General features: G+C 72.9%; 21 protein-coding genes. 6 read left to right on the top strand and 15 right to left on the bottom strand.

Annotation, left to right across the window (positions count from 1 at the left end; translation table 11 throughout):
* Positions 1-49 precede the first annotated feature (49 nt).
* From F1734_RS23315 to F1734_RS23305, 3 genes are all read right to left on the bottom strand, one after another.
* Positions 50-964: a dienelactone hydrolase family protein gene (locus F1734_RS23315; RefSeq protein WP_017682247.1), complete on the bottom strand. Its 915-nt coding sequence runs from the start codon at positions 962-964 to the stop codon at positions 50-52.
* A gap of 79 nt (positions 965-1,043) precedes the next feature.
* Positions 1,044-1,928, bottom strand: coding sequence for an ROK family protein (locus F1734_RS23310; RefSeq protein WP_048773149.1), 885 nt, complete (start codon positions 1,926-1,928; stop codon positions 1,044-1,046).
* Positions 1,928-2,683 (bottom strand): class I SAM-dependent methyltransferase, encoded by a 756-nt coding sequence (locus F1734_RS23305; RefSeq protein ID WP_029539964.1) that lies wholly within the window; start codon positions 2,681-2,683, stop codon positions 1,928-1,930. The genes F1734_RS23310 and F1734_RS23305 overlap by 1 nt, the downstream gene beginning before the upstream one ends.
* Positions 2,684-2,838: 155 nt before the next feature.
* Here F1734_RS23305 and F1734_RS23300 point away from each other — a divergent pair, with 155 nt between their 5' ends.
* Positions 2,839-4,074 (top strand): glycosyltransferase family 4 protein, encoded by a 1,236-nt coding sequence (locus F1734_RS23300; protein WP_040274921.1) that lies wholly within the window; start codon positions 2,839-2,841, stop codon positions 4,072-4,074.
* Here F1734_RS23300 and F1734_RS23295 read toward each other — a convergent pair.
* Positions 3,979-5,736, bottom strand: coding sequence for an MmpA family trehalose lipid delivery protein (locus F1734_RS23295; protein WP_203011133.1), 1,758 nt, complete (start codon positions 5,734-5,736; stop codon positions 3,979-3,981). The two genes, F1734_RS23300 and F1734_RS23295, sit on opposite strands and share 96 nt — an antisense overlap.
* Positions 5,737-5,825: 89 nt before the next feature.
* Here F1734_RS23295 and F1734_RS23290 point away from each other — a divergent pair, with 89 nt between their 5' ends.
* Complete coding sequence (locus F1734_RS23290; protein WP_203011962.1) at positions 5,826-7,052, top strand: polysaccharide biosynthesis protein; 1,227 nt, start codon at positions 5,826-5,828, stop codon at positions 7,050-7,052.
* A gap of 124 nt (positions 7,053-7,176) precedes the next feature.
* Here F1734_RS23290 and pgfA read toward each other — a convergent pair whose 3' ends face one another.
* Positions 7,177-8,397, bottom strand: a complete 1,221-nt coding sequence (gene pgfA, locus F1734_RS23285; RefSeq protein ID WP_029539962.1) for a cell envelope lipid trafficking protein PgfA — start codon at positions 8,395-8,397, stop codon at positions 7,177-7,179.
* Positions 8,398-8,588: 191 nt separating this feature from the next.
* Between pgfA and F1734_RS23280 the strand changes: the two genes are divergently transcribed.
* Complete coding sequence (locus tag F1734_RS23280; protein ID WP_048773160.1) at positions 8,589-9,758, top strand: acyltransferase family protein; 1,170 nt, start codon at positions 8,589-8,591, stop codon at positions 9,756-9,758.
* Here the strand turns inward: F1734_RS23280 and F1734_RS23275 are convergent.
* The 4 genes from F1734_RS23275 to F1734_RS23260 all read right to left on the bottom strand — a co-directional run bounded on the left by F1734_RS23275 (position 9,694) and on the right by F1734_RS23260 (position 15,953).
* The gene (locus tag F1734_RS23275; protein WP_372462641.1) at positions 9,694-13,926 is read right to left on the bottom strand and encodes an alpha-(1->3)-arabinofuranosyltransferase; all 4,233 of its coding nucleotides are present in this window, start codon (positions 13,924-13,926) and stop codon (positions 9,694-9,696) included. The genes F1734_RS23280 and F1734_RS23275 overlap by 65 nt on opposite strands.
* 109 nt (positions 13,927-14,035) lie before the next feature.
* Positions 14,036-14,209 (bottom strand): DUF2613 domain-containing protein, encoded by a 174-nt coding sequence (locus F1734_RS23270; protein WP_003939230.1) that lies wholly within the window; start codon positions 14,207-14,209, stop codon positions 14,036-14,038.
* A 149-nt stretch (positions 14,210-14,358) separates the two neighbouring features.
* The gene (locus F1734_RS23265) at positions 14,359-15,441 is read right to left on the bottom strand and encodes an isochorismate synthase (RefSeq protein WP_010593520.1); all 1,083 of its coding nucleotides are present in this window, start codon (positions 15,439-15,441) and stop codon (positions 14,359-14,361) included.
* 44 nt (positions 15,442-15,485) lie between these two features.
* Positions 15,486-15,953, bottom strand: a complete 468-nt coding sequence (locus F1734_RS23260; RefSeq protein ID WP_010593519.1) for a universal stress protein — start codon at positions 15,951-15,953, stop codon at positions 15,486-15,488.
* Between the two features lie 203 nt (positions 15,954-16,156).
* Here F1734_RS23260 and F1734_RS23255 point away from each other — a divergent pair, with 203 nt between their 5' ends.
* Positions 16,157-17,338 carry a glycoside hydrolase family 3 N-terminal domain-containing protein gene (locus F1734_RS23255; RefSeq protein ID WP_010593518.1) on the top strand — a complete coding sequence of 394 codons (1,182 nt, stop codon included), beginning with the start codon at positions 16,157-16,159 and terminating at the stop codon, positions 17,336-17,338.
* 65 nt (positions 17,339-17,403) lie between these two features.
* The gene (locus F1734_RS23250; RefSeq protein WP_010593517.1) at positions 17,404-18,012 is read left to right on the top strand and encodes a TetR/AcrR family transcriptional regulator; all 609 of its coding nucleotides are present in this window, start codon (positions 17,404-17,406) and stop codon (positions 18,010-18,012) included.
* 102 nt (positions 18,013-18,114) lie between these two features.
* Here the strand turns inward: F1734_RS23250 and F1734_RS23245 are convergent, their stop codons facing one another.
* From F1734_RS23245 to F1734_RS23220, 6 genes are all read right to left on the bottom strand, one after another.
* Positions 18,115-19,353: an NAD(P)/FAD-dependent oxidoreductase gene (locus tag F1734_RS23245; RefSeq protein WP_203011132.1), complete on the bottom strand. Its 1,239-nt coding sequence runs from the start codon at positions 19,351-19,353 to the stop codon at positions 18,115-18,117.
* Positions 19,350-19,535, bottom strand: a complete 186-nt coding sequence (locus tag F1734_RS23240; RefSeq protein ID WP_003939212.1) for a rubredoxin — start codon at positions 19,533-19,535, stop codon at positions 19,350-19,352. Before F1734_RS23240 ends, F1734_RS23245 begins: the two co-directional genes overlap by 4 nt.
* A 1-nt stretch (position 19,536) precedes the next feature.
* Positions 19,537-19,698, bottom strand: coding sequence for a rubredoxin (locus F1734_RS23235; protein WP_003939211.1), 162 nt, complete (start codon positions 19,696-19,698; stop codon positions 19,537-19,539).
* The gene (locus F1734_RS23230) at positions 19,698-20,921 is read right to left on the bottom strand and encodes an alkane 1-monooxygenase (protein ID WP_203011131.1); all 1,224 of its coding nucleotides are present in this window, start codon (positions 20,919-20,921) and stop codon (positions 19,698-19,700) included. The genes F1734_RS23235 and F1734_RS23230 overlap by 1 nt, the downstream gene beginning before the upstream one ends.
* A gap of 272 nt (positions 20,922-21,193) precedes the next feature.
* On the bottom strand, positions 21,194-22,051 hold the full coding sequence (locus F1734_RS23225) for a MaoC family dehydratase (protein ID WP_040274936.1): 858 nt from the start codon (positions 22,049-22,051) through the stop codon (positions 21,194-21,196).
* Entirely contained in the window at positions 22,051-23,397 is a 1,347-nt protein-coding gene (locus tag F1734_RS23220; RefSeq protein WP_010593512.1) for a 3-oxoacyl-ACP reductase, read from the bottom strand. The genes F1734_RS23225 and F1734_RS23220 overlap by 1 nt, the downstream gene beginning before the upstream one ends.
* A gap of 143 nt (positions 23,398-23,540) precedes the next feature.
* Between F1734_RS23220 and F1734_RS23215 the strand changes: the two genes are divergently transcribed.
* Positions 23,541-24,854 carry an acetyl-CoA C-acetyltransferase gene (locus F1734_RS23215; RefSeq protein ID WP_010593511.1) on the top strand — a complete coding sequence of 438 codons (1,314 nt, stop codon included), beginning with the start codon at positions 23,541-23,543 and terminating at the stop codon, positions 24,852-24,854.
* Positions 24,855-24,889 lie beyond the last annotated feature (35 nt).

The following is a 24,889-nucleotide window of genomic DNA, read 5'->3' as shown; positions in this document are numbered from 1 at the left end:
GGGACTGTGACCTCGAACACTAGAACACGTTACAAGTTTTCGGAAGGGGTCACCCCAGGTGAGTCCCGAACCAGGCGAGCATCCGGTCGTACGCTCCCGCGGCCGCGTCCGCGTTGTACCGGGGGCCGGTGTCGTTGAAGAAGGCGTGGTCGGCGCCGGGGTAGGTGACCACCTCGTGCGCCAGGCCCGCCCGCTCGAGCGCCGCGGTCGCCGCGTCCCGCGAGGCGTTCACGCGCTGGTCGAGTTCGGCGTAGATCGCGAGGACGGCGGCTCGGGAGCCGGCGAAGTCGGCAGCGTCGGGCAGCGGTCCGTAGAACGGGACGGCCGCCGCGACGCGCGGGTCGCCGGTCGTCAGCAGCAGCCACGTCATGCCGCCGCCGAAGCAGAACCCCACGGCCCCGACGCCCCGATCCGGCACCCGCCGGGTCAGCTCGTCGATGCCCGACCGCATGTCCTGGGAGAACCGTTGCGGCGGAACGGTACTCAGTGCCGCCGTGGCCTGCGCCGGGTCCGTGAACACGGCCGTGCCCCCCTCCTCGGAGAGCAGGTCGATCGCGAGCGCCGAGTAGCCGGCCCCGGCCAGGCGCCCGGCCACCGAGCGGATGTGATCGTTGAGTCCCTTGTTCTCGTGGATCACGAGCACGGCACCCCGGGGCTCCGCCGCCGGCGCCCATGCGCCCTGCAGCGTCCGTCCTTCCGGGCCGGGGAACGTGATCGGCTCCGTCGCAACGGCCGTCGCGCTACCCGGCGGTGTCCGGTCCGGGGATGCGGAAGCCGCCCCAGAAGGGCTGGAAGGTGTTACGGTCGAACCGTTTTCGTTCGAGCAGGCCGCCAGCAGGGCGGATGCCGCGGTGAGGCTCAGCCCCATCAGCCCCAGCCGGCGCAGCGCCTCGCGGCGGGTGAGCAGACCGTCGGCGTGGTCCACCGCGATCTCCTCGGCGATGTAGCGCTGGAAAGGCGTCATGGCCGCTCCCGTCCCGAGGGCAATACCCTCGTATTGTGACGCGGGAAGGGGCCGCGGCGCGGGCGATTCGCGTCGAAGCTCAGCCCGCGACGGCGAGGAGCCCGGCGCCCGTCAGGGTTCCCGCGGCGGCGAGCCGCGCCGGGACGAGCCGCAGCCCGGACAGGAACGGCAGCCGGGCGTGCCGGGCCGCGGCCGCGCGCATCGGCCGCCACAGCGGCGCGCCGGCCTGCGCGAATCCCCCGCCGACCACGACGAGGTCCACGTCGACCAGCGCCGCGGCCGACGCGATCACCTCCCCCAGGGCCGTCCCCGCCCGTCCCAGCGCCGCCACCGCGACAGGATCGCCCGCCCCCGCGTCGCGGGCCAGCGCCGCACCGTCGGCACCGGACCAGCCGTGCCCCCGCGCCCACCGCACCGCGGCGGGCCCGCTCGCCACGGTCTCCACGCACCCGGCGCCCCCGCACGCACACGCCTCGGTACCCACGCTCGACACCATGTGCCCGATGTGGCCCGCGTTGCCGGTCCGGCCCCCGGCAATCCGGCCGTCCAGCACCAGACCACCGCCGATGCCGGTCGAGACCACCACAGCGACGAGGTCGGCCGTACCCCGGCCCGCCCCGAGCCGGTGCTCGGCCAGCGCGGCCGCGGCCCCGTCGACCGCGAGCCGCACCCCCGCGCGCGGGAACAGTCCGCGCACGGCATCGGCCAGATCGAAGCCGCGCGCCCACTCGCCGATGTTGATCGGCGCCACCGAGCCGGCGCCGGTGTCGACCGGGCCGGCACTGGCGATCCCGACGGCGGTCACCTCGTCCCCCGCGGCGACCTGCCGCAGCAGCTGCGCGCACGCCGCCCACACCCCGTGCACGGGCGTCGGCACCGTCCGCGGTGGGTCGAGCGTGCCGTCGGCGCGAACGCGGGCGGCGGCCATCTTGGTGCCGCCGACGTCGAGGGCGAGCGCGACCATCAGCGCCGGCGCAGCACGAGCACCAGGTTGCTGACCAGGAACTCCCGTAGCGCGGGGACCCGAACCAGCCACCACGCCCAGTGCGGGTGGTACCGGGGGAACGCGGCCAGCAGCTCCCCGTGCGGCGTCGACCGTGCCCAGTGCAGCCCGTCGCGGCAGCCCACCTCGAACAACGAGACCCCGTACCGGTTCTTCGGTTCCCGGCCGTGCCGGCGGGCGTACCGCCGGGCCGCGTACTCACCGCCGAACGCGTGCCACGGGCCGGTCTCGTGCCCCCCGAACGGACCCCACCACAGCGTGTACGACAGCACCGTCAGCCCGCCCGGCCGCGTCACCCGCAGCATCTCCTCGGCCATCACCCACGGCTGCGCCACGTGCTCGGCGACGTTCGACGAGAAGCACACGTCCACCGACCCCGTGCGCAGCGGCAGCGCGAGGCCCGAGCCGCGGACCGACCCGCCCACGGCGAGGCCGGCCGCGTGCATCTCCGACGGATCCGGCTCGACCGGCACGTAGCGGGCACCCGCCGCGCCGAACACCTCCGCGAAGTATCCCGGTCCGCCCCCGACGTCGACGACGGTCGTGCCGGTGAGGTCCCGGTCGGTCAGGTCCGCGTACAGGTCACCGATCAGGTCGACGGTGTCGCGCGCGAGCGCCCCGTAGAACAGCTCGGGTGCGGACTGCTCGTGCCGGAAGTCGCCGAGCAGCCCGACGGATCGGCGCAGGGTGGCGCGCCGGGCGAAGGTGCGGGCCACCGGGGGAACGGGCAGGGTCGGAACAACCACGAGGAGCAACCATAGCGGCCCCCGCACTGCACTACCCGCCGGTAACCCTCCACCGCGGGTGCCCCTGCACCCGTTAGTGTGTTCCGGGATACATCCGTCGACGACGAACCACAGGGGGTCGCCACGTGCGCGAGGTTCTGTTGCTGTGCTGGCGCGATACCGGGCACCCCCAGGGCGGAGGCAGCGAACGGTACCTCGAGCAGGTCGGAGCCCAGCTCGCCGCGCGCGGCATCCGCGTCACCCTCCGCACCGCCGCCTACCCCGGTGCCCCCCGCCGCGACGAGATCGACGGCGTCACCGTCAGCCGCGGCGGCGGACGGCTCACCGTCTATCCCCGGGCCCTCGCCGCGATCGCCGCCGGCCGTCTCGGCGTCGGCCCGCTGCGTCACCTCCGGCCCGACGCCGTGATCGACACCCAGAACGGCATCCCGTTCTTCTCCCGGCTCGTCGCCGGGGCGCCCGTGACCGTGCTCGTGCACCACTGCCACCGCGAGCAGTGGCCCGTCGCCGGGCGCGTCATGGCCGCCCTGGGCTGGTGGATCGAGTCCACGCTGTCGCCGCGCGTGCACCGCGACGACCAGTACCTGACCGTGTCGCTGCCGTCCGCCGACGAGCTCATGGCCCTCGGGGTCGACCGCGACCGCATCGCCGTCGTGCGCAACGGTGCCGACGCCGTCCCCGCCGGCGTCGAACCCGGCGACGAACACACCCGCACCGCGCATCCCACCGTGTGCGTGCTGTCGCGGCTCGTACCGCACAAGCAGATCGAGGACGCCCTCGTCGCCGTCGCCGCGCTGCGCGACCGCGTCCCCGGCCTGCACCTCGACGTCATCGGCGGCGGCTGGTGGGAACGGAACCTGCGCGCAGCCGCCGCCGACCTCGGCATCACCGACGCCGTCACCTTCCACGGCCACGTCGCCGAGGACCGCAAGCACGAACTGCTCGCCCGATCCTGGGTGCACGTGATGCCGTCCCGCAAGGAGGGGTGGGGGCTCGCCGTGGTCGAGGCCGCCCAGCACGGTGTGCCCACGATCGGCTACCGCAGTTCCAAGGGCCTGACCGACTCGATCATCGACGGCGTCACCGGCGTGCTCGTCGACTCCCCGGACGAGCTCACCGGTGCCGTGGCCGACCTGCTCGCCGACGCCGACCGCCGCCGCACCCTCGGCGGCAAGGCCCGGGTGCGCGCCGCCGAGTTCTCCTGGTCCGCGACCGGCGACGGGGTGCACGAGGTGCTCGCCGCGACGGCCGCGGGCCACCGCGTCTCAGGACTGTTCCCGCGCCCCGCGCAGGCCGCCGTCGTGCTCGCGGCGCCGGACGCGCCGTCGCAGGACCAGCAGGCCCACGAGCCCGCCTGCTGACACCGCCGCCCACAGCGCGTGCGCGGCGATCGCCGCCGTCCGGTCGTCCGACCGGGTCCCGGCGACCCCGCGCACCCGGTACAGCGACAGCGCGGCGTCGGTGACCACCGGCTCGAGCTGCTCGAGCGTGCGGGCCGAGTCGCCGAGATCCCCGGGCGTGCCGTGCTCGACGAGCACCCACCCCACGCCGTGGGCCGCGAGGTCGGCCGGCGCCGCGCCCGCCAGCAGCAGGCGTTCCACCTCCGCGGCCCCCCGGCCCTCGCCGGCGACGGTGCCGCCGGCGACGATCAGCTCCCCGGACTGCAGCACGTCGGCGCGCAGCATCCGGGGGGCCGGATCGAGAACCGGTGCGGCGCCACTGAACTCGAATCGCCGGAACATACCCGCCGGCAGCACCGCCACATCGCCGTCGCCGGGCGGCACCGTCGCCGCGACCCGCTGCCACGCGTCCGGATACTGCACCGGGCGTACGCGCCCGCCCACGCCCCACGCCAGGTCCGGAAGGGCCAGCAGCACCGCCAGCGCGGTCGCCGTGGCCCAGACGCCGGCCCGCCCGCCGAAACGCGTCCGCAACGTGCCGACCCCCGCCGCGGCGGCCAGCGCGTACAGCGGCACCGCCCAGGCCACCCACTTCTGCGTGTCGCGCAGCAGACCCGCACCCGGGACGTGCACCATCGCCCACTCCCCGGCCCGCAGCCCCGGCCCCGTCGCCGCGAGGGCGGGACCGAGCACCGCGACCGCGGCCAGCGCCGTCAGCACGCCGAGCACCGGGTTGCGCCGTCGCCGCCACAGCGCCGGCACCCCGCACACCACCACCAGCAGCAGCGCCGCAGTACCGACCAGCGCCCACACCGTCGTCCGCGACGCGGGCACCGCGTCGGCGTTCCAGATGCCGCCGAGCCCCGCCACGCTGCCGAGCGTGCCCAGCGCGGGCTCGGCCCGTGCCGCGAAGGCGCGCACCCCCGCCGGATCCGATCCGTCGCCCGCGCCGCCGGAGACGGCCGTCGCCACCAGCCACGGCGCCGCCACCGCACCCGCCAGCGCCACCGCGCCGGCCAGCCGCGGCACCCGCCGGGACCGCCCGCCCGGGGGCGCGAGCACGGCCAGCGCCGTCCCCGACGCCAGCAGCGCACCCGTCGGGGTCAGGCCCGCCACGCCCAGGCACACCGCCAGCGACGGCCACCCGGAGCGGTCGCCCCGCCGCACCGCCACGGCGGCCACCACCGTCCACGGCAGCGCCGCGTAGCCCACCAGCAGGCTCCAGTGCCCCTGCAGCAGCCGCTCCGCCACGTACGGGTTCCACACGCCCACCGTCGCCGCCACCAGCCGGGCCGGCAGCCCGGCCGTCGGCAACAGCACCGCCACCAGCCGGGCGCTGCCCCAGCCGGCCGCCCACAGGGCGCCGGTGAGCAACGCCGTCACCACCAGGCCGCCGTCCGCCACCGAACTCGCCGCCGCCAGCAACGCGTCCTGCGGGACGGCCCGCGCCGCGGCATCGGTCAGACCCAGCGCCGAGTCCGTCGGAAACGACCGCGGGGTGCTCACCGCGTCGCGCAACAGCAGGTAGCCGGGGGAGGTGAGCAGCGGCCCGAGCACCACGGCCGCCAGCGCGAGGCTGTAGAGGGCCGGGACAGCGGGACGCAGCGACACCGGCCTGGGCATGGCCGCACAATACCCATCTCGCGCCGGTGTCCCGCGCCTCGTCGCCCGCACCCGCCGCGTGCAACCATGGTCCGATGCCGCGACCTGAGATGCCGCGCCCGGCCACCGGAACCGCCGTCGCCGGGATGACGATGGTGACCGCCGGTGCCATGACCGCCAACCTGGCGTCCTATCTGCTGCACCTGCCGGCGGCCCAGTGGCTCGGACCCGCGGGATACGGGGAGTTCGCCAGTCTGCTGGCCGCCCAGCTGGTCCTGGCCGTGCCGGCGCTCGCCCTGCAGACCGTCGTCGCCCGGGAGACCGTGCGCGGTGCCGGCACCGCGGCCCTGCGCCGTCTCGGCTATCGCTGCGCCGGCCTCGCCGGGTTCGTCGCGCTCGCCGTCGTGCCCCTCGTCGCGTGGGCCCTCGACACCAGCGTCGCCGGTGCCCTCGGCTCGCTCGTCACCGCACCCCTGCTCGTGCTGCTCGCCACCGAACAGGGCCTGCTGCAAGGCCGGGGACGGTTCGGCGCGCTCAGCGTCGTCCTCGCCGCGGCCGGCGTGGCGAAGGTCGTGCCCGCCGTCGCGGTGCTCGCCGTCGGCGGCGGACCGGGGGCGGCCCTGTTCGCCGGCGCGGTCGGCACCGGGTTCGTCGCGGCCGCGGCCGCCACGCTCGTGTCGCGCTCCCCGGCGGGGCCCGGATCCGGGACCGCCCCGGCGGTCGGCGTGCTCGCGGTGCTGCGCGCTTCCCAGGTGCAGCTGGCGCTGATCGCCCTGACGTCGCTGGATCTGCTGCTCGCCCGCACCGTCCTCGACCCGCAGGACGCGGGATTGTATGCGCTCGGCGCCGTCGCGACGAAAGTCGCGTTCTGGCTGCCGCAGGCGGTCGGGGTGGTGCTGTACCCGCGGATGGCCGACCCCGCCCAGTCCGCGGCCGCGGTCCGCTCGGCCCTGACCGTCCTCGTCGGGATCGGTGCGGCGCTCGTCGCGGGCGCAGCCGTGGGCGCGCCGCTCGTGCCGCTGCTCGTCGGTGACGCCTACGCCCCGGTGCAGTCGCTGCTGTGGCTGTTCGCCCTGCAGGGCGCGTGCCTGGCGGTCCTGCAGGGCGCACTGCTGTCCGCGATCGCGGGCGAACGCACCCACCTCGCGGCCGTCGCGTGGGTCGGTCTCGCGGTGGAGGCTGCCCTCATGCTCACCGTCGCCACCACCACGAGGCAGTTCGTGCTCGTCGCTGTGGCCGTCGCGGCGACGACGGCCGCGGTGGTCTCCGTCCTCGCCGTGCGCGCCGCCCGCACCGTCGGGCCGGATACGCGGCCCGCCCCGTCGGGCCGAATGTGACATCGGTTCGATCCAACCGACGCGATGTCACATTCGGTCACACGCCGACGCCCTCCCGATCGGGAGTCCACACGCCGATGCCCCTCCCGATCGGGAGGGGCATCGGCCGGGTACCTACTGCTACCTACTGCTGCGGCGGTTCCTTGCGCAGGTCGGTGCGCGGGATCTCCTGCGTCTGGTCGGTGGTCCAGTCCCGCTGCTGCGGGGGAGCGTCCGTGCGGGGGATCTCCTCGGTGCGGTCGCTGGTCCAGTCGCGCTGGGCCGGGGCGGCGTGGGCCGGTCCGGCCGGTGCGGTCGGGCCGCCCGTCGCGGCGACGGGACGGCCGGTGCGGCCGCTGCCGCCGCGCAGGCCGAGCACGATGCCGGCGATCAGCGCGAGCAGGCCGAGGATGCCGAGGATGATCGGCACGGTGCGACCGAACAGGTTCAGGGTGTCGATACCGTTCTTGGCCTGTTCCACCTGGAACTCGATGGTGTCCTCGTTGAACGGCAGGGACACCTGCAGCACCGTCACCTCGGGACGGCTCGCCTCGCGGGCGTAGTACTGGTACTGCTGCTCCTGGCCCTTGATGACGACGCCGGTCTCCGGCTCGACCCACAGGTCACGGACGTTGGTGTACCAGCGGGTCATGGTCACCGGCGTCTCGCCGCCCTCGACGCCCCACGTCGAGGCGGGCAGGCTCAGCTTGTAGGTCGGCACCGACGGATCGACCGCGGACAGGTCGACGGGCTCGATCTCGTGCCGGAAGTGGTAGACCTTGACGCCGTTGATCTCGGTCTCGTCGATGTAGTCGATCGGGTAGGTCTCGCGCGCATTGAGGTCGAAGTACGGGTAGGACTTCTGCTCGGTGCCGAACGGGAAGCGGTACTGCAGACCGTCGCGGTTCGGGATCTCCGTCGGCGGAGCCGTGGCCGAGGTCTGGATGGTGCTGACCGCGTCCGGGTTCTCCTCCTTGGTGACCGGCATGCCGCTGACCCGGTCCACCGTGACCCGGTCGACGGTGGCGGAGACCAGACCCGTGTCGCCCTGCATGTCCAGGCGACGGACCGTCTGGCCCGCCTGCAGGGTCATGATGTCCGCATTCGACGGGTCCTCGACGGTGACGAACCGCTGCGCCACGATCGGCACGTCGGTGTCGACCTGCGCCCGCCCCGACAGCAGCGCCCGCGCGTTGAGGATGTCGCCGGTGCCCTCGGCGACCGTGGTCACCTCGAGGTCCAGCGGCGTCTTGGCGAGTTTGCCGACGGTATACGTCGGGATCAGTATTGCCGCGACGATGAGGAAGGCGCCGAGGCCCACCAATGCCAATGCCAGTTTCCGGCCCGAGCCCGAACGCTCAGCCATGCTGTGTCTCCTCACTCAACGGTTCCATCGAGTACCCCCACCGGCAGCCGGTCTGCACGGATCGCCTGGCATCCGGCTCGCGAATACCACGTGAGCCCAGACACTAACAGGGCATCCGCCCGGCGCGCGCCACCGTTCGGACTCGAGATCCCGGCTTCCCCGCCCCGAAGCGACCGGGCAGACTGTCGTCGATGACCAGCAGTGCCCCGCCCACCGCCTCGGCTCCCGCCGTCTCCGGCTTCCTGCCGGCGCTCGAGGGCATGCGCGGATTCGCGGCCGTCGGCGTCCTGATCACGCACGTGGCATTCCAGACCGGCGCCGTGCACGACCCGGTGCTCGGCCGCATCTGGGGGCGGTTCGACCTCGCCGTCGCCCTGTTCTTCGCGCTGTCGGGCTTCCTGCTGTGGCGGCCGCACGCGGCGGCCGCGCGTGGTCTCGGGGCCGCGCCGACCACCGGGCGCTACCTGCTGTCCCGGGCCACCCGCATCCTGCCTGCCTACTGGGTGGTGGTGTGCATCGTGCTGCTCCTGCTGCCCGAGGCGGGCGGCGGGTGGCGGCTGTGGCTCGCGAACCTGACCCTCGTGCAGGTGTTCGTGCCGCTGAGTCTCACCGAGGGGCTCACCCAGATGTGGAGCCTGTCGGTGGAGGTGGCCTTCTACCTGCTGCTGCCGCTGTTCGCCGCGGCGCTCGCCGGTCTGCGTGGCGAACGGGCCCGGTTCCGCGTCCCGCTGTTGCTCGCCCTGAGTGCGCTGTCGCTGGTGTGGGCGTGGCTGCCGGTTCCCACCCCGGACCACATCAACCACGACAACTGGCTGCCCGGCTATCTGCCGTGGTTCGCCGCCGGCATGGTGCTCGCGGAGCTCGTGACGGGCGAGCGGACCTGGGTGCACCGCCTCGCGGCGCACCGGGTGCTCATGGCGGTGGTCGCCGTGGCCGCGTTCGCGCTGTCCACCACGGCCCTCGGCGGGCCGGAAGGCCTCGTGAAGATCGATCCGTGGCAGTACAACGGCAAGATCCTGCTCGGCGCCCTCATGAGCTTCGCACTGCTGGCGCCCCTCGTCCTGGCGCCGCGCGCCGAGCACCGCATCCTGGCGAGCGGTCCGGCGCTGACCGTGGGCCGATGGTCGTACGGCATCTTCATCTGGCACCTGGCCGTGCTGTCCATCGTCTTCCCGGTCTTCGGTCTCATCCCGTTCCAGGGCGACTTCTGGTTCGTGCTCACGGTGACTCTGGTGCTGAGCATCGCCGTCGCGTCGGTCAGCTACGCCCTCGTCGAGGAACCGGTGCGCCGGGAGGTCAGGCGCCGTCAGAGCCGCGTCGCCTCCACCGCAGAACGCGTCGCAGATTCCGCCGCGCCCTGACCGAGACCGGCAGCGCCGCGATTCCCAGCGCGACGAGCCCGCACAGCGCGGCGAACTGGACGGCGACCGAGTGCCCGACGTAGCCGTCCGGCGCCCGCCACGGCCCGGTGGACAGCAACGCCATCGCCGTCATGGTGGCGCATCCGGTCACGACGACCAGCGTGCGGGCAGCCACGTCGCGGCCCCAGCGGGCGCCCACCGCCACGATCGCCGCTGCCGCCACGACCGTCGTCGCCGCGCCCACCGCGCCGGCCGCGAGGACCGCGACGGCCAGCACGCCGGCGAAGCCGACGGTGGTACTGCCCCAGACCCGGGGCGACGGCCCCGGATCGGCGACGGGGCGCCGGCGCGGCCACGCCGCGAGCGCGAACAGCGGCAGCAGCAGGAGCAGGCCGCCGAAGATGCCGAGGCGATACCACCGGTCGGTGGCGAATTCGAGGGTCACGGTGCCGCCGGTCCCGGCGGGCACGACCCAGCCCTGCTGCCAGCCGTCGACCACCACGGGTGTCAGTTCGGTGCCGTCCGCGGCCGTGGCGACCCAGCCGACGTTGGTGCTCTCCGGCACGACGACGAGCCGGTCCCGTTCGGACGCGGGCACCTCGAGCTCGCGCAGGTTCTCCGTCCAGGTGCCGACGGCGAGTTCGGTGGGTTCGGCTGCCGGCGGGCTCGCGGCGCCGGGAACCGGGAGCCGCAGCGTCCCGACGGTGAACGCCTGGCCCGGGTCGATCTCGACGTCGACGCGCCCGGCGGGCAGCGGCGCGACGGTCTCGTCGCACAGGGTGGCCGGCACCTCGACACCGGCGGCGAGGTCCGCGACGGTCGCGGTGACCGAGGTCCGGTAGCTGCGTCCGTCGACGGTGAGCACGGGCCCGGTGTCGCAGCCGACCGTGACCTGCCGGTCGTACACCGGATCCTGCGGACCGATCGGACCGTCCGGGCCGAGGACGGTCACCTCCGCCAGACCCGGCGGGACGACCTTCGCGAAGCCGAGCACCGTCTGGTCCAGCACGTCCTCCCAGCCGACCAGGCCGAGCACCACCCGATCCGTCACGTGTGGTTCGAGATCAATTGTCGTCGTTGATGATTCGACGTCGCGCACCTGCGGTCCGCTGCCGAGGTCGACGGCGACGCGGGTCGGGCGCGCCGGCAGCGGTCCCAGGCCCGCGGTCACCTCCAGGCCGGTCACCAGCTGCGGGGACGGCAGGTCGAGCGTGACGGTCGGTCGCGGCGCGCCGGGGCGCACCGACTCCTCCGACGCCGTCCACGTGGTGCGCGGATCACCGTCGGTCGCGGCGAACGCGGAGCCCTGCAGGTCGACGACGTCGGCGGCGCCGCGGGCGACCACCCGGTCCGGCAGCGCGGCGATCTCGGCGAGGGCCGGGCCGGGCCGGGCCCGCACCCACGGTTGCGGCGTCACCGACGTCGCGTCGGGCACCGACAGGGTGCGGGTGAAGAGGTTCGGCTCCTCGGCTGCGACGGCCAGACCCCGCGCACACCGCACCCGATCGGGGGTGTCGACGCAGCCGCCGCGGCCGGGCAGTTCCTGACCGAGATTCCAGCCCCGCACCGTCGCCCCGGCGACGACGTCCGGCAGCACGATCCGCTGCCGGATGTCGACCGGCCGGGGGTTGTCGCGGTCGGTGAAGTCGTCCACCGCCACCTCGGTCAGCCCGAACTGGTTGCCCACCGACCCGTCCTCGGTGCGGGTGGAGGTGATCCGGATCCAGGTCGTCCGTCCGAGCGGCAGCGCCACGGTCTGTTCGCGGCCGGGTTTCTCGACGCGCACGGCCGTGCTGCCGCGGTCGGTGGTCACCTCGAGCCATTTCACCGCGGGGCCGAGCGCGCCGGGGCTGGTGCTCAACCGCAGCAGCCCGGCCTCGAGGGGCCGGTCCAGGTCGAGCTGCAGCCACTGGCCGACCGCGGACTCGAGGCCGTTGCTGTGCCAGCCGGTGGTGGGATCGCCGTCGACGGTGGCCGCCGGTCCGCTGCCCACGGAGGTGCCGCCGAGCTGGGTGGCGTCGGACGCGGAGCTGGACACACTGATCCGGGCGCCCTCCCATTCGGCATGCACGAGGTCGGTGTCCGGCACCGGATAGTCCGGTACGAGGTTGTAGGTGCGCCGCGGGTCGCCGGCGGCACGGATCGCCGAGCTGTGGTGGTCGACCTGGCCGTAGTCGGTCTCACGGGCGGTGGGGGTGTCGGTGACGAGGACGTCGTCGACGGGCAGACCCGCGCGGTTCGCGTCGGCGGCGAGCAGGGCGGGGCCGGTGCTGCCCGGCTCGGCGTCGTCGAGGCGCAGCAGGGCCTCGGGGCCGCCCTGCACCCGGGGCACGTCGGCCGCGTCCACCGCGTACGGCCCGACCGGAGCGCCGGGCAGGTCCACGCGGTAGATCTCGACCGCCGGGTACGCCGGCCGCAGGTCGGAGTCGGCGGTGAAGCCCTCCTCGAAGTTCCGGGTGATCTCGTTGCCGAACTCCGCGACCCGGACCAGCCCGGGGGAACCCTCGATCGCCCGGTGCACGAGCACCGGCCGCGCCGACGGCGACGTCTCCGGGTCGAGGTCGTTGCGGATCACCACGTACCCGATGCCCTGACCGCGCAGCGTCGCCGCCAGCCCCGGGGTGGGCCGGCCGTCGGCGATGTGCCGCTGCACCGAGTCCAGGGCCCGGATCGCGCCCGGCGGCACGAGGGGCACGGCGTCGCGGGAGGCCCACGGCGTCGACGCGAGCGCCTGGAGGGGCTCGTCGCGGGTCAGGCCCCAGATCTGGCTGCCGAAGGGGGCGCCCGGCACGATCAGCGCGCGTTCCCCACGGGTGTGCTCGTCGAGCCACGCGGCGGTCTCGTGCCAGTATCCGGGCACCGCATCGTAGGCACCGCGCGGGGCGAGCCGGCCGGTCCACGCGAGCGACGTCGCGAGGGTCAGCGCCACGAGGATCAGGGTGGCGAACGCGACCATGGGCTGCCGCTCGGGATGCGCGAACGCGGTCCGGGCCTGCCGCCACGGCACCGCGCCGGGCAGCGGCACCCGGCGCAGCAGATGCGCGAGCCCGAGCACGAGCGGCAACCGCACCAGCGGCTCGAGCTTGTGCACGTTGCGCAGCGGGGCGCCGGTCGAATCCAGGAAGTGCCGGACCTGCTCGGCGATCGGCGAGCCGAGGTCACCGACGTACCCGGCGGCCAGCCCGGCGATGCCGGCGAACAGGATCAGCGTCCACCGCCCCCGGGCGGGCATCGAACGCATCGCCAGTCCCGCCAGGCCCGCGGCCGCGAGCAGACCGGTGACGAGGACCGCCGCGGGCTGGGTGACCAGCACCGCGCCGGCGATGCGCTCGGGGGAGACGAACGGGGTCCAGCTGTCGGTGCCGCGCAGCACCTCCGCCAGCGAGGTCCACTGCGTGGTCACCCCGGATGATTCGATGTAGTCCAGGAACGGGGGGCTGACGCGGCCGAGCAGCAGCAGCGGCACGATCCACCACAGCACCGCGACGACGCAGGCCGGGATCCACCACAGCGTGAACCGCCACCATCGCCGGTTCGGGCGGTGCGCCAGCCACCACAGCCCGGCGACGAGGCACGCGGCGACGGTGGCGACGGCGTTGATCGCGCCCATGAGCGCGACGGCGACGGCGGACTGCGCTGCCGCTCGTCGAGCGGAATACGACGCTGCCGCTCGTCGAGCGGAATACGACGCCGCCGTCCGACGAGGCGAATACGACCCGTCGCCGTCGAGGTAGCGCACGAGCGGCAGCAGCACCCACGGCGCCAGCATCATCGGCAGCGTCTCCGACGAGATGGATCCCAGGGTGGTCAGCACGCGGGGGGAGAGCGCGAACGCCGCCGCGGCGATCAGCCGGGAACCGCGGTTACCGACGCCGAGCGCCTCCGCGAGCCGCACCACGCCCCAGAACCCGGCGAGCAGCAGCAGCGCCCACCACACCCGCTGGGTGATCCACGGGGGGATGTGCAGGAGCTGGCCGACGGCGAAGAAGGAACCGTGCGGGAAGAAGTAGCCGTACGCCTGGTTCTGTACCTGGCCGAGCGGCGCGATGCTGCTCCACTGGTGGGCGGCGCGGGTGAGGAACCCGAGGGGATTCTGGGTCAGGTCGTACTTGGTGTCGGCGACGATCAGGCCGGGGGCCTGCGCGAACGCCAGCAGCAGCGACACCACGGCGGCCCCGTACAACCACCGCCTGGAGAAGGGGTCGGCGGACGGTGCCCCACCGGGGTGGGGTGCCGTGCCGTGGGAAGTGCGTGAACTCGTCGCGTGGACGGCGCCGTCAGCGGCTGCCGTACTCAACCTGGTTCAGCAGGGAGGAATCGGCGTTGCCGCTGCGGTCGACCTGCGGGCGGGTGTTCTCCTGAACCGCCGCCGTGACGCCGAACACCGCCACGGCGCCGAGGACGGCACCGATCGCCGCGCTGGCCAGGCCCGGGCCCACGAACTTCGCCATACCCATCTCCCCATCGTCCATCGTCGGCTCCCGTGTGAGCCGACATCCGTCGCGCGCGCCCGTCGCCGGATCCGAACCGGCGTCGTCGCGCTCCGCGTCAAGGTATCACCCGCACGGGGACAACTGTGGCGTGCTCCACTCGTGGCGGCCTAGAGGCCGAGCACGCCGAGCAGTGTGCGCAGCTTCGCGGTGGTCTCGTCGAGTTCGGCCTGCGGATCGGATGCCGCGACGATGCCCCCGCCGCCCCACGCGAGGGCACGCCTGCCGTCGGCGCTGAGTTCGGCGCAGCGGATCGCCACCAGCCAGTCCCCGTCGCCGTTCGCGTCGCACCACCCCACCGCTCCGCCGTAGAAGCGACGGTCGCCCTCCGTGCCGCGGATCGCGGCGAGCGCGGCCTCGGTGGGAGTGCCGGCCACGGCCGGGGTCGGGTGCAGCGCCGCGGCCAGGGTCAGGACGTCCGTCCCGGGATCGCGCAGGGTGCCGGTGATCGGGGTGGCCAGGTGCCACACGTCGCTCGTTGCGGTCAGCACGGGCGTGCCGGGGATCTGCAGGTCACCGCAGAGCGGGGCCAGGCGGGCGCGGATCCACTCGATGACGAAGGCGTGCTCGGCGAGGTTCTTCGCCGAGGCGAGCAACTGGCGGCCCGCCTCCCGGTCGGCGTCCGGGTCGGCGCACCGCGCGGCGGTGCCGGCGAGCGGACGGCACGTGACGGCGTCGCCGCGACGGCTGACCAGCAGCTCGGGCGTCGCACCGACCAGGGTGTGGCCGCGGTACCGCTCGCCGGCGGCGCTCAGATCCACCGCGTAGACGTGCGCGGTGGGGTGGCGTTCGGCCATCCGGGCCGCGAGGGCGAGCGGGTCGACAGGGGTGTTCGCGACGAGCGTGACCGAGCGGGCGGCGACGACCTTGTCGAGTTCGCCGCGGCCGAGCCGGTCGCGCAGTGCAGCGACCCGCGCGACGTGTTGCTCCGGCGCCGGGGTCTGCGCGGCGATCCGCACCGTGGGCAGGCCGGGCAGGGCGTCCGGCGGCTGCCACGCCGCGCCGGTCACCTCGGCGGTTTCGGGCTGGGTCAACGCGGCCGGACGCTCGGGATCGAACGGCAGCGCGCCCACGATCAGGTCGGCCTCACCGCGGCGCAACGCGAGGGAGGCCTCGGCGATGTCGGTGAACCGGCGGCGCGTCCCGGTGGTGTGCACGGTGCGATCGGCGCGGGAGAGCAGGAAACCGTCCATGGTGGGTCGACGATATCCTCGCCCGCGTGCGGTTCGCGCCGCGGCTAGCGTCCCGGCGGGACGATCAGCACGGGCCGGTGGCTGTGCCGCAGCACATGGTCGGCCACCGAGGACTGCAGCAGCGAGCGCAGGCCGGTGGTGCCGCGGGTGCCGGTGACGATGATGTCGACGTTCAGCTCGTCGGCGGCCTCGACGATGGCGGTCCACACGGCACTGACCACCTCGAGGGTGCGGCCCTCCGCGGCGAGGCCGGCGGAGCGGGCCAGGTCGAGTCCCTCCGCGTTGATCACCTTCGCGTCGGTGAGGGCGACGTCCTCGGTCTCCTCGTCGGGGACCCACTCCGGCTGCATCACCCCCGACAGCCCGGACATGCGGGCGGCCTGACGGACCATCGGTTCCCAGGCCGTGACGACGACGGCGCGGCACGAGGCGAGGAATCTCCCCGCATATTCCACGGCCCGCTTGGCGTTCTCGGAGCCGTCGTAGGCGATGAGGATGAGATCTGCGGGCATCACGAATCCCTGCTGTCGTGGCGGTCCTTGGGGGACACTTTACCGGCCGCCGTGGGCCGCGGGGACCACCCGCCGCCGCGGGTCGTGGGGACCACCCGCCGCCGCGGGTCGTGGGGACCACCCGCCGCCGTGGGCCGTGGGGACCACCCGCCGCCGCGGGTCGTGGGGACCGGCACGGTGGTGGTCGGCTACCGTCGGAGGCCATGCGGATCCGTCACACCCTCACCGTCGCGGTCGCGGCCGTCCTCGCCGTCGCCGGGTGCGGAGGACAGGACGCTCCCCGGGCCGCCGAGTCCACGGCTGCGCCCACGTCGCAGGACACCTCGGCCGTCGCGCAGCCACCGTCGCCCGCCCCCATGGCGACCGCGTCCGCCGCACCGGCGTGCGGCGACGAGCTGCTCGCGTCGCTGACGGTGCGGCAGCGGCTGGCGCAGCTGCTCAACGTCGGCGTCACGGGCACGGCCGACGCACTCGAGGCGGTGCGGTCCGAACAGATCGGCGGGATCTTCGTCGGCAGCTGGACCGATGTGTCGATGCTGGCGAACCGGGAGATCCCGCAGGTGACGGCGGCGAGCCGGCTGCCGCTGATGGTCACCATCGACGAGGAGGGCGGCCGGGTCTCGCGCGTTGGGGCGCTGCTGGGTCCCGATCCGTCGGCGCGGGTGACGGCGCAGACCATGACGGTGGAGGAGACCTACCGGATGGCGCTGGAGCGGGGCCGTGAGCTCCGCGAGCTCGGCGTCACCGTCGACTTCGCCCCCGACGTGGATGTGAGCAGCCAGCCCGACGACGCGGTGATCGGCGACCGTTCCTTCTCCGCCGATCCGCAGGTGGTGGTGCAGTACGCCGGCGCCTACGCGCGCGGGCTGCGCGACGCGGGAATCCTGCCGGTGCTCAAGCACTTCCCGGGCCACGGTTCGGCGTCGGGCGACTCGCACACCGGTGCGGTCACCGCGCCGCCGCTCGACCAGCTGCAGCAGGTGGACCTGGTGCCGTACCGGGAGCTCGTCGATTCCGGGGTCGCGGTGATGCTCGGGCACTTGGACGTGCCGGGTCTGACCGAGGGCGTGCCGGCGAGCATCAGCCCGCAGGCCGTGCAGTTGCTGCGTTCCGGAACGGGCTACGGCGCCCCGCCGTTCGACGGGGTGGTCTTCACCGACGACCTGTCGGGGATGCGGGCCATCACCGATACGTACGACATCACCGAGGCGGTGCAGGCGGCGCTCGCCGCCGGGGTGGACCAGGCGCTGTGGCTGTCCACCGACGACGTCCCGCGGGTGCTCGACCACCTCGAGCAGGCGGTGGCGACGGGGGAGCTCCCGGCGGCGCGGGTGGACGACGCGGTGCGCACCGTCGCGCGCGCCAAGGGCGCGCTGGACTGCTGAATCGACGTCGGAAACCCGATCCTTACTCTAGAGTAAGGATCGGAGCATCGGGACTTGGAGGAGACATGGCCGGCGGTACCAAGCGACTGCCTCGCGCGGTGCGGGAACAGCAGATGCTCGATGCCGCGGTGGAGGTCTTCTCCGAGAACGGATTCCACAATACCTCGATGGACGCCATCGCGGCCCGGGCGCAGATCTCCAAGCCGATGCTCTACCTGTACTACGGCTCGAAGGACGAACTGTTCGCCGCGTGCATCAGCCGCGAGGGGCAGCGGTTCGTCGAGGCGCTGACACCCGCCGGCGACCCCGGGCTCACGCCGCGCGACCAGCTGCGGGTGGCGCTCGAGTCGTTCCTCGGGTTCGTCGACGCCCACCGCAACTCGTGGATGGTGCTCTACCGCCAGGCGATGTCGCAGCAGGCGTTCGCCGGGCAGGTCCGCAGCAGCCGGGACCGGCTCATCGAGCTCACCGCGCATCTGCTGGAGTCGAGCACCCGCGACCCGGAGCCGGGAACGGACTTCGCCATCATGGCGGTGGCGCTGGTCGGTGCCGGTGAGGCGGTCGCCGACCGCATCGCGGGCGGCGAGATCGACGTGGAGAAAGCCGCCGACCTGCTCGAGAACCTCGCCTGGCGCGGACTGGCCGGCAAGAAGCGCACCGACCAGCACGGCTGAGACGCCCCGAGGCCCTGTCGGGGCAGTCCGGAGACGGCCCCGGCAGGGCCTCGGGGGAGCCTTCCGCCGGACGTCGTCCGGGCGAGCCGAGGTGGCTGCCCGTTACAGCGAGGCCGGCACGGCCACGCCCCGACCGGCGACGTCGCCCAGTGCGACGGACTCGTCCGCCAGGGCGGCGCGGTCGATCGGGGCGCCGGCGGCCACGAGCCGGCGCACGATGCGGATGTCCTTCGGACGGCCGAGGGCGATCGCCCCCACGAGCCGGTCGCCGCGCAGCGCGAGCGCCGTGAAGTCGCGGTCCTCGATCGACCCGCGCACCACGTAGTCGTCGTCGTGCCGGGACCAGCCGGCGAACTGCAGGTTGTGCCCGTACTGGTTGGACCAGCCCCACGGCACCTCCGCGGCGCCGAGCGGCTGCCCGAGAACGGATTTCGCCGCGGCAAGGCCCTGCGCCCGGGCGCTGTTCCAGTTCTCCGTGCGGTGCCGGCCGCCGAGTACCGGGTCGGGTTGCTCGATCACGTCGCCCGCGGCGTACACCCCGGCGGCCGAGGTGCGGTAGGCCTCGTCGACGACGATGCCGTCGCCGACGGTGAGCCCGGCCGCCCGGGCGAGCGCGGTGTCCGGCACCGAGCCCACCGCGACGAGCGCGGTGCCCGCCGTCCAGGAGCGGCCGTCCTCCGCGACGGCGTGCACCCCGTCGTCGCTCCCGGTGAGGGAGCGCAGCGCGACGCCGGTGTGGACGGGCACGTCGTGTTCGGCGTGCAGGCCGACGTACATCCGGGCCACCGCGGGCGGCACGATGCGGGCGAGCGGCGACGGCGCACTCTCGAGCACCGTGACCTCGGCTCCCAGTTCTCGTGCGGTGGAGGCGACCTCGCAGCCGATCAGGCCGGCGCCGACGACGAGGAGCGCTCGGTGCGACGCGATCGCGGCCCGCAGCGGCGCGACGTTCTCCGCCGTGCGCAGGCTCAGCACCCGGTCCCCGGCGTCGTGCTCGAGGTGACGGGCGCGCGCACCCGTCGCCAGGATCACCGCGTCGTACTCGACGATCTCGTTGTCCCACAGCCGGAGTCGGTGACGTTCCGGGTCGAGTTCGACGACCCGGGTCTCGGTGCGCAATTCGATGTCGTGGTCGGTCCAGTAGCCGGCCGGTTCGAGTTGCGCCTTCTCGTCGGTGATCCTGCCGGCGAGCAGGTCCTTCGAGAGCACCGGCCGCCGGTACGGCAGTGCGGCCTCCTCGCCGATCAGCACGACACGGCCGGCGAAGCCTTCGTTGCGCAGGGTCTGTGCGGCGGTCGCGCCGGCCACCCCGGTGCCGACGACGACGATCGTCTCGGTCACGTCCGGCTGACCTCGACCATCTCGAAGTCGGACTTGGCGGCGCCGCAGTCCGGGCAGGACCAGTCGTCGGGGATGTCGTCCCAGCGGGTGCCGGGCTCGATGCCGTCCTCGGGCCAGCCCTCGGCCTCGTCGTACTCGAATCCGCACTGCAGGCAACGGAACAGCTTGTAGTCGGTGGTCATCTCAGCGTCCTTCGAAGTCGATCTTCTCGCGGACCCCGCAGTCGGGGCAGCACCAGTCGTCGGGAATCGCGTCCCAGGGGGTGCCGGCGGGGAAACCCTCGCGCGGCGCGCCGGCGGTCTCGTCGTAGACGTAGTTGCACACCGGGCATTCGTAGGCGGCCATCACTGTGCTCCGTACTGCGCGAGAACCTTGTCGCGCTTGCGAGGCTGGATGTTGGCCCGGGTGAGGTCGCCGTCGTAGTGCTCGACGACGCGATGGTCCATCACCTTGCGCCACAGCGGCGGAATGTAGGCGAGGCCGATCATGCTCGCGTAGCCGCTGGGCAGGTTGGGGGCGCCGTCCATGCTCCGCAGGGTCTGGTAGCGGCGCGTCGGGTTGGCGTGGTGGTCGCTGTGCCGCTGCAGGTGGTACAGGAAGATGTTGGTGACGATGTGGTCGGAATTCCAGCTGTGCGCGGGGGTGCAGCGCTCGTACCGGCCCGAGGCCGTCTTCTGCCGCAGCAGTCCGTAGTGCTCGAGGTAGTTCACCGTCTCGAGCAGGGAGAAACCGTAGACGGCCTGCAGGATCAGGAACGGAACGATGACCGGGCCGAACACCGCGACGAGCACGCCGAACAGGACCACCGACATCGCCCACGCGTTGAGGACGTCGTTGCGCAGGGTCCACGGGCTCTTGCCGAGTCGCTGCAGGCGGGTCTTCTCGAGCTCCCACGACGACTTCAGGCTGCCCCACACGCTGCGCGGCAGGAACGCCCAGAACGATTCGCCGAAACGGGCCGAGGCCGGGTCCTCCGGGGTGGAGACCCGCACGTGGTGGCCGCGGTTGTGCTCGATGTAGAAGTGGCCGTAGCCGGTCTGGGCCAGGGTGATCTTCGACAGCCACCGTTCGAGGTCGTCCTTCTTGTGGCCGAGTTCGTGGGCGGTGTTGATCCCGACGCCCCCCATCACGCCGACGCTGAACGCCAGGCCGATCTTCGAGACCAGACCCAGGCCGCCGTCGATCCCCAGCCAGGACAGGTCCGTGGCCGACCACAGGTAGCAGGCGAAGACGAGGCTGGCCAGCTGGAACGGGATGTAGGCGTAGGTGCAGTACCGGTAGTACTTGTCGTTCTCGAGCATCTCCATCACCTCGTCGGGCGGATTCTGCCCGTCGGGGCCGAAGAACCGGTCGAGGATCGGCAGCAGCACGTACACCAGCAGGGGACCGATCCACCACCACACCGACGAGACCGCGGTCCAGCCGAGTTGGTTGAATCCCCAGACCAGCGCCGTCGCGAGAAAGATTGCCGTGGGCGGGATCAGCCCCATGAGCCACAGATGCCGCTTGCGATCGCGCCACTGTTCCACCGGCGTGTGCGCGTGCCGGCCGATGTCCGACGTCGTCACCGTTCGACCTCCCTGTCCCGTGATCCGCGGAGGAGCTGGTATGAGCCAGCTCACTGTCTCTTGGACAGTACATCAGTTTGGGTCGGCGCGGTAGACAAAGGAGAAGATTTGTAAATAGAGCCACTTCGCGACGCGGACGTCTTCGGAGTGAGGGACGCCAGAGTCAGCGACGCCGTGCGTGTTTTCGGTAGTCGGTACTACCGAAAACACGCACGGCGGTGGCGGTGCGTCGATGGTTCAGCGTGTGAGTGCGGACTGCGGCGCAGCCGCTCTCAGCGCAGGGTGGCGGTGAGGTGCGGGTAGCCCTTCTTCGGGTCGCGCAGCGCCAGGTCCCAGCCGGCGGCGGCGCGCGCGGCGTACAGATTCACGGTCGCGGGCAACAGGACCGGCTTGCCGAACCGGACCGAGTACGTCGCGTGCGACGGGATGCGGCCCTCCACGGCCCGCAGTGCCGCGGCCGCGCTCCACATGCCGTGCGCGATGGGCCTGGGGAACCCGAACGCCTTGGCGCCGAGCCGCGAGACGTGGATCGGGTTGCGGTCACCCGAGATCGAGGCGTAGCGGTCGATCGTCTTCTGGTCCACCCGCAACGTCGACGTCGGCACCGGCGGGATCTCCTCGGCCTTCGGTTCGGGCTTCGGCTGATCCGACAGCGAGGTGCGCTGCTGGCGCAGGAACGACGACGTCTGCCGCCACACCGGCTCCCGGCCGACGCTGATCTCGCTCACCAGGTCGACGAGCAGGCCCTTGCGGTGTTCCCGCAGGTTCTCGGCATGCACCCTCAGATCCAGCGGCTCGGTCACGGACACGGGCCGCAACTGCTCGATCACGTTCTCGGCGTGAACGGAACCGACGGCGGGGAAGGGGAAGCCCTTCGACACCATCAGCTTCATCACGACGGGAAACGTGAGGGTGAACGGGTAGGTCAGCGGCAGTGTGTCGCCGAAGCGCAGCCCGCACACCTTCGTGTACCCGGCCAGGTTGTCCGGGTCCACGCGCAGGCCGCGCAGCACGAGGGTGTCGTCGGGCAGGCTGTCGCCGGAAGCACCCACGACCGGCAGCGCCGAGAGCACCGCCCGGGAGTAGACGTCGAGAGTCGAAGGGCGTGAAGAAAGTTCGACGACAGCCATCACGCCCCCAGCATGGACTGGCCGCACACGCGCACGACCTGGCCGGTGACCGCGCTCGACGCCGGGTTGGCGAACCAGGCGACGGTCTCGGCGACGTCGACGGTCTGCCCGCCCTGCTGCAGCGAACTCATCAGCCGGCCGGCCTCGCGGGTGGCCACCGGGATGGCTGCGGTCATGGCCGTCTCGATGAAGCCGGGCGCGACGGCGTTGACGGTGATGTTCTTCTCGGCCAGCACGGGCGCGGTCGCCTGCACCATGCCGATGACGCCCGCCTTGGACGCGCCGTAGTTGGTCTGGCCGCGGTTGCCGGCGATGCCGGCGATCGACGACACGTCGACCACCCGGCCGCCCTCCTTCAGTGCGCCCCGCTCGACCAGTTTCTCGGTGATCTTCTGGGGGGCGAGCAGATTCACGGCCATGACGGCGTTCCACCGCGCGGCGTCCATGTTGGCGAGCAGCTTGTCGCGGGTGATGCCGGCGTTGTGGACGATGACGTCGGCGCCGCCGTGCCGCTCGAGCAGGTAGTCGGCGAGCTTGTCGCCCGCGTCCGGGGCGGTGACGTCCAGTGCGAGGGAGACCCCACCGACCTTGTTCGCCGTCTGCGACAGGGCGTCGCCGGCCGCCGGCACGTCCGCGCAGACGACGTGCGCGCCGTCGCGGGCGAGTACCTCGGCGATCGTGGCGCCGATGCCGCGGGCGGCGCCGGTCACGACGGCCACCTTCCCCGCGAGCGGACGCTCCCACGATTCGGGCGCCGTCGCGTCGCCGGCTCCGACACGGATCACCTGACCGGAGACGAAAGCGGACTTCGCGGACAGCAGGAAACGCAGCGTGGATTCGAGACCGGAGAGTCCGGTGGCGGCGTCGGGGGAGACGTACACCAGTTGCGCCGTGGCCCCCCGGCGCAGCTCCTTGCCGACGCTGCGGGTGAAGCCCTCGAGCGCGCGCTGGGCGATGCGCTCGTCCACGGAGGACGCCTCCTCCGGGGTGGTGCCGAGCACGACGACACGTCCGCTCGGACCGAGGCCCTTGATGGCGGGCTGGAAGAAGGTGAACAGCTGTTCCAGCCCGGCGACGTCCGTGATGCCGGTGGCGTCGAAGACGAGCGCGCCGTACTCGGTGTCGGCGGGGTCGGCGAAGGGGTAGTCGGACAGCAGCGTGCGGATCGGTTCGACGAGGCGGCCGTTGCCCCCGAGGAGCAGCGGGCCCGCCAGCGGCGGCTGCCCCGGCTCGTACCGGCGCAGCTTCTCCGGCTGCGGCAGGCCGAACTGCTTGGCGAGGAATGCTCCGGGCGCGGACCCGATCAACTGGGCGTAGAGGCCGGGGGCGGTCTTGGTTTCAGCCACGATTCCACCTTCTCTGGTTCGGACGTCGGTATTGTCGGGAGGGGCCGACGATGTGGTGTCGACAATGAACTTACTCGCGAGTAAGAATAGTAGCGAGAGCCCGTACTCACCGCCATCATCCACCAGCATCCCGGGAGACGTCAGTGACCACCACCGCCCGTTCCACGCAGCTGCGCCGTGTCGCAATCCTCGGCGGCAACCGGATCCCGTTCGCCCGGTCGGACCGCACGTACGCCCGCGCCTCGAACCAGGACATGTTCACCGCCACGCTCGACGGCCTGGTGAGCCGGTTCAATCTGCAGGGTGAGCGGCTCGGTGCCGTCGTCGGCGGTGCCGTCCTCAAGCACAGTCGCGACTTCAACCTGATCCGCGAGTGCGTGCTCGGCAGCGCGCTGAACCCCCACACCCCCGCCTGGGACCTGCAGCAGGCCTGCGGCACCGGCCTGCAGTCGGTGATCTCCGTGGGGGACGCCATCGCCGCCGGCCGCATCGAGGCCGGCATCGGCGGCGGAGTCGACACCACCTCCGACGCCCCCATCGGTGTCAACAACGAACTGCGCGAGTTCCTGCTCTCCCTCAACCGGGCCCGTTCGACGGGGGACCGCATCAAGCTGCTCGGCCAGGTCCGGCCGTCGATGCTCGGTGTCGAGATCCCCCGCAACGGCGAGGCCCGCACGGGGTTGTCCATGGGGGAACACGCGGCCGTCACCACCAAGGAGTTCGGCATCTCCCGCGAGGCGCAGGACGAACTCGCCGCCGCGAGCCACCGCAACATGGCCGCCGCCTACGACCGGGGCTTCTTCGACGATCTCGTCACCCCCTTCCTGGGCCTCACCCGCGACGACAACCTGCGCCCGGACTCGACCGTCGAGAAGCTCTCCGGCCTGAAGCCGGTGTTCGGAGTCAAGCTCGGCGACGCCACCATGACCGCGGGCAATTCGACCCCGCTCACCGACGGTGCGTCGGCGGCGCTGCTGTCCTCCGAGGAGTGGGCCGCGGAGCGCAGGCTCCCCGTGCTCGCCTACCTCGTGGACTCGGAAACCGCGGCCGTCGACTACGTCCACGGAGGTGACGGCCTGCTCATGGCCCCCACCTACGCGATCCCGCGCCTGTTGCGCCGCAACGGCCTGACCCTCCAGGACTTCGACTTCTACGAGATCCACGAGGCGTTCGCCTCCGTCGTGCTGGCCACGCTCCAGGCTTTCGAGTCGGAGGAGTACTGCAAGGGCCGGCTCGGCCTGGACGCTCCGCTCGGGTCCATCGATCGCACCAAACTCAACGTCAACGGCTCGTCGCTGGCGGCCGGGCACCCGTTCGCCGCGACCGGCGGACGCATTCTCGCGTCCCTGGCGAAGATGCTGCATGAGAAGAAGCAGGAGACCGGCAAGCCCGTGCGGGGCCTGATCTCCATCTGCGCTGCAGGTGGGCAGGGTGTGACCGCCATTCTCGAGGCCTGAGTCCCGCTTCCTGCGGTCCCGTCCGGAAAAAATCT

The sequence above is a fragment of the Rhodococcus ruber genome, from assembly GCF_016804345.1.
GTDB classification, from domain to species: Bacteria; Actinomycetota; Actinomycetes; order Mycobacteriales; family Mycobacteriaceae; genus Rhodococcus; species Rhodococcus ruber.
This window is presented reverse-complemented; position numbering and strand designations above follow the sequence as displayed.

Excerpts from the sequence above, each read along its gene's own strand:
- F1734_RS23255 (WP_010593518.1), top strand. The coding sequence starts at position 16,157 with ATGCGGATCCGTCACACCCTCACCGTCGCGGTCGCGGCCGTCCTCGCC.
- F1734_RS23260 (WP_010593519.1), bottom strand. The coding sequence starts at position 15,953 with ATGCCCGCAGATCTCATCCTCATCGCCTACGACGGCTCCGAGAACGCC.
- F1734_RS23315 (WP_017682247.1), bottom strand. The coding sequence starts at position 964 with ATGACGCCTTTCCAGCGCTACATCGCCGAGGAGATCGCGGTGGACCAC.
- F1734_RS23235 (WP_003939211.1), bottom strand. The coding sequence starts at position 19,698 with ATGGCCGCCTACGAATGCCCGGTGTGCAACTACGTCTACGACGAGACC.
- F1734_RS23295 (WP_203011133.1), bottom strand. The coding sequence starts at position 5,736 with ATGCCCAGGCCGGTGTCGCTGCGTCCCGCTGTCCCGGCCCTCTACAGC.
- F1734_RS23270 (WP_003939230.1), bottom strand. The coding sequence starts at position 14,209 with ATGGCGAAGTTCGTGGGCCCGGGCCTGGCCAGCGCGGCGATCGGTGCC.
- pgfA (WP_029539962.1), bottom strand. The coding sequence starts at position 8,397 with ATGGCTGAGCGTTCGGGCTCGGGCCGGAAACTGGCATTGGCATTGGTG.
- F1734_RS23265 (WP_010593520.1), bottom strand. The coding sequence starts at position 15,441 with ATGGACGGTTTCCTGCTCTCCCGCGCCGATCGCACCGTGCACACCACC.
- F1734_RS23280 (WP_048773160.1), top strand. The coding sequence starts at position 8,589 with ATGACCAGCAGTGCCCCGCCCACCGCCTCGGCTCCCGCCGTCTCCGGC.
- F1734_RS23240 (WP_003939212.1), bottom strand. The coding sequence starts at position 19,535 with ATGACCACCGACTACAAGCTGTTCCGTTGCCTGCAGTGCGGATTCGAG.
- F1734_RS23290 (WP_203011962.1), top strand. The coding sequence starts at position 5,826 with ATGCCGCGCCCGGCCACCGGAACCGCCGTCGCCGGGATGACGATGGTG.
- F1734_RS23250 (WP_010593517.1), top strand. The coding sequence starts at position 17,404 with ATGGCCGGCGGTACCAAGCGACTGCCTCGCGCGGTGCGGGAACAGCAG.
- F1734_RS23225 (WP_040274936.1), bottom strand. The coding sequence starts at position 22,051 with ATGGCTGTCGTCGAACTTTCTTCACGCCCTTCGACTCTCGACGTCTAC.
- F1734_RS23310 (WP_048773149.1), bottom strand. The coding sequence starts at position 1,928 with ATGGTCGCGCTCGCCCTCGACGTCGGCGGCACCAAGATGGCCGCCGCC.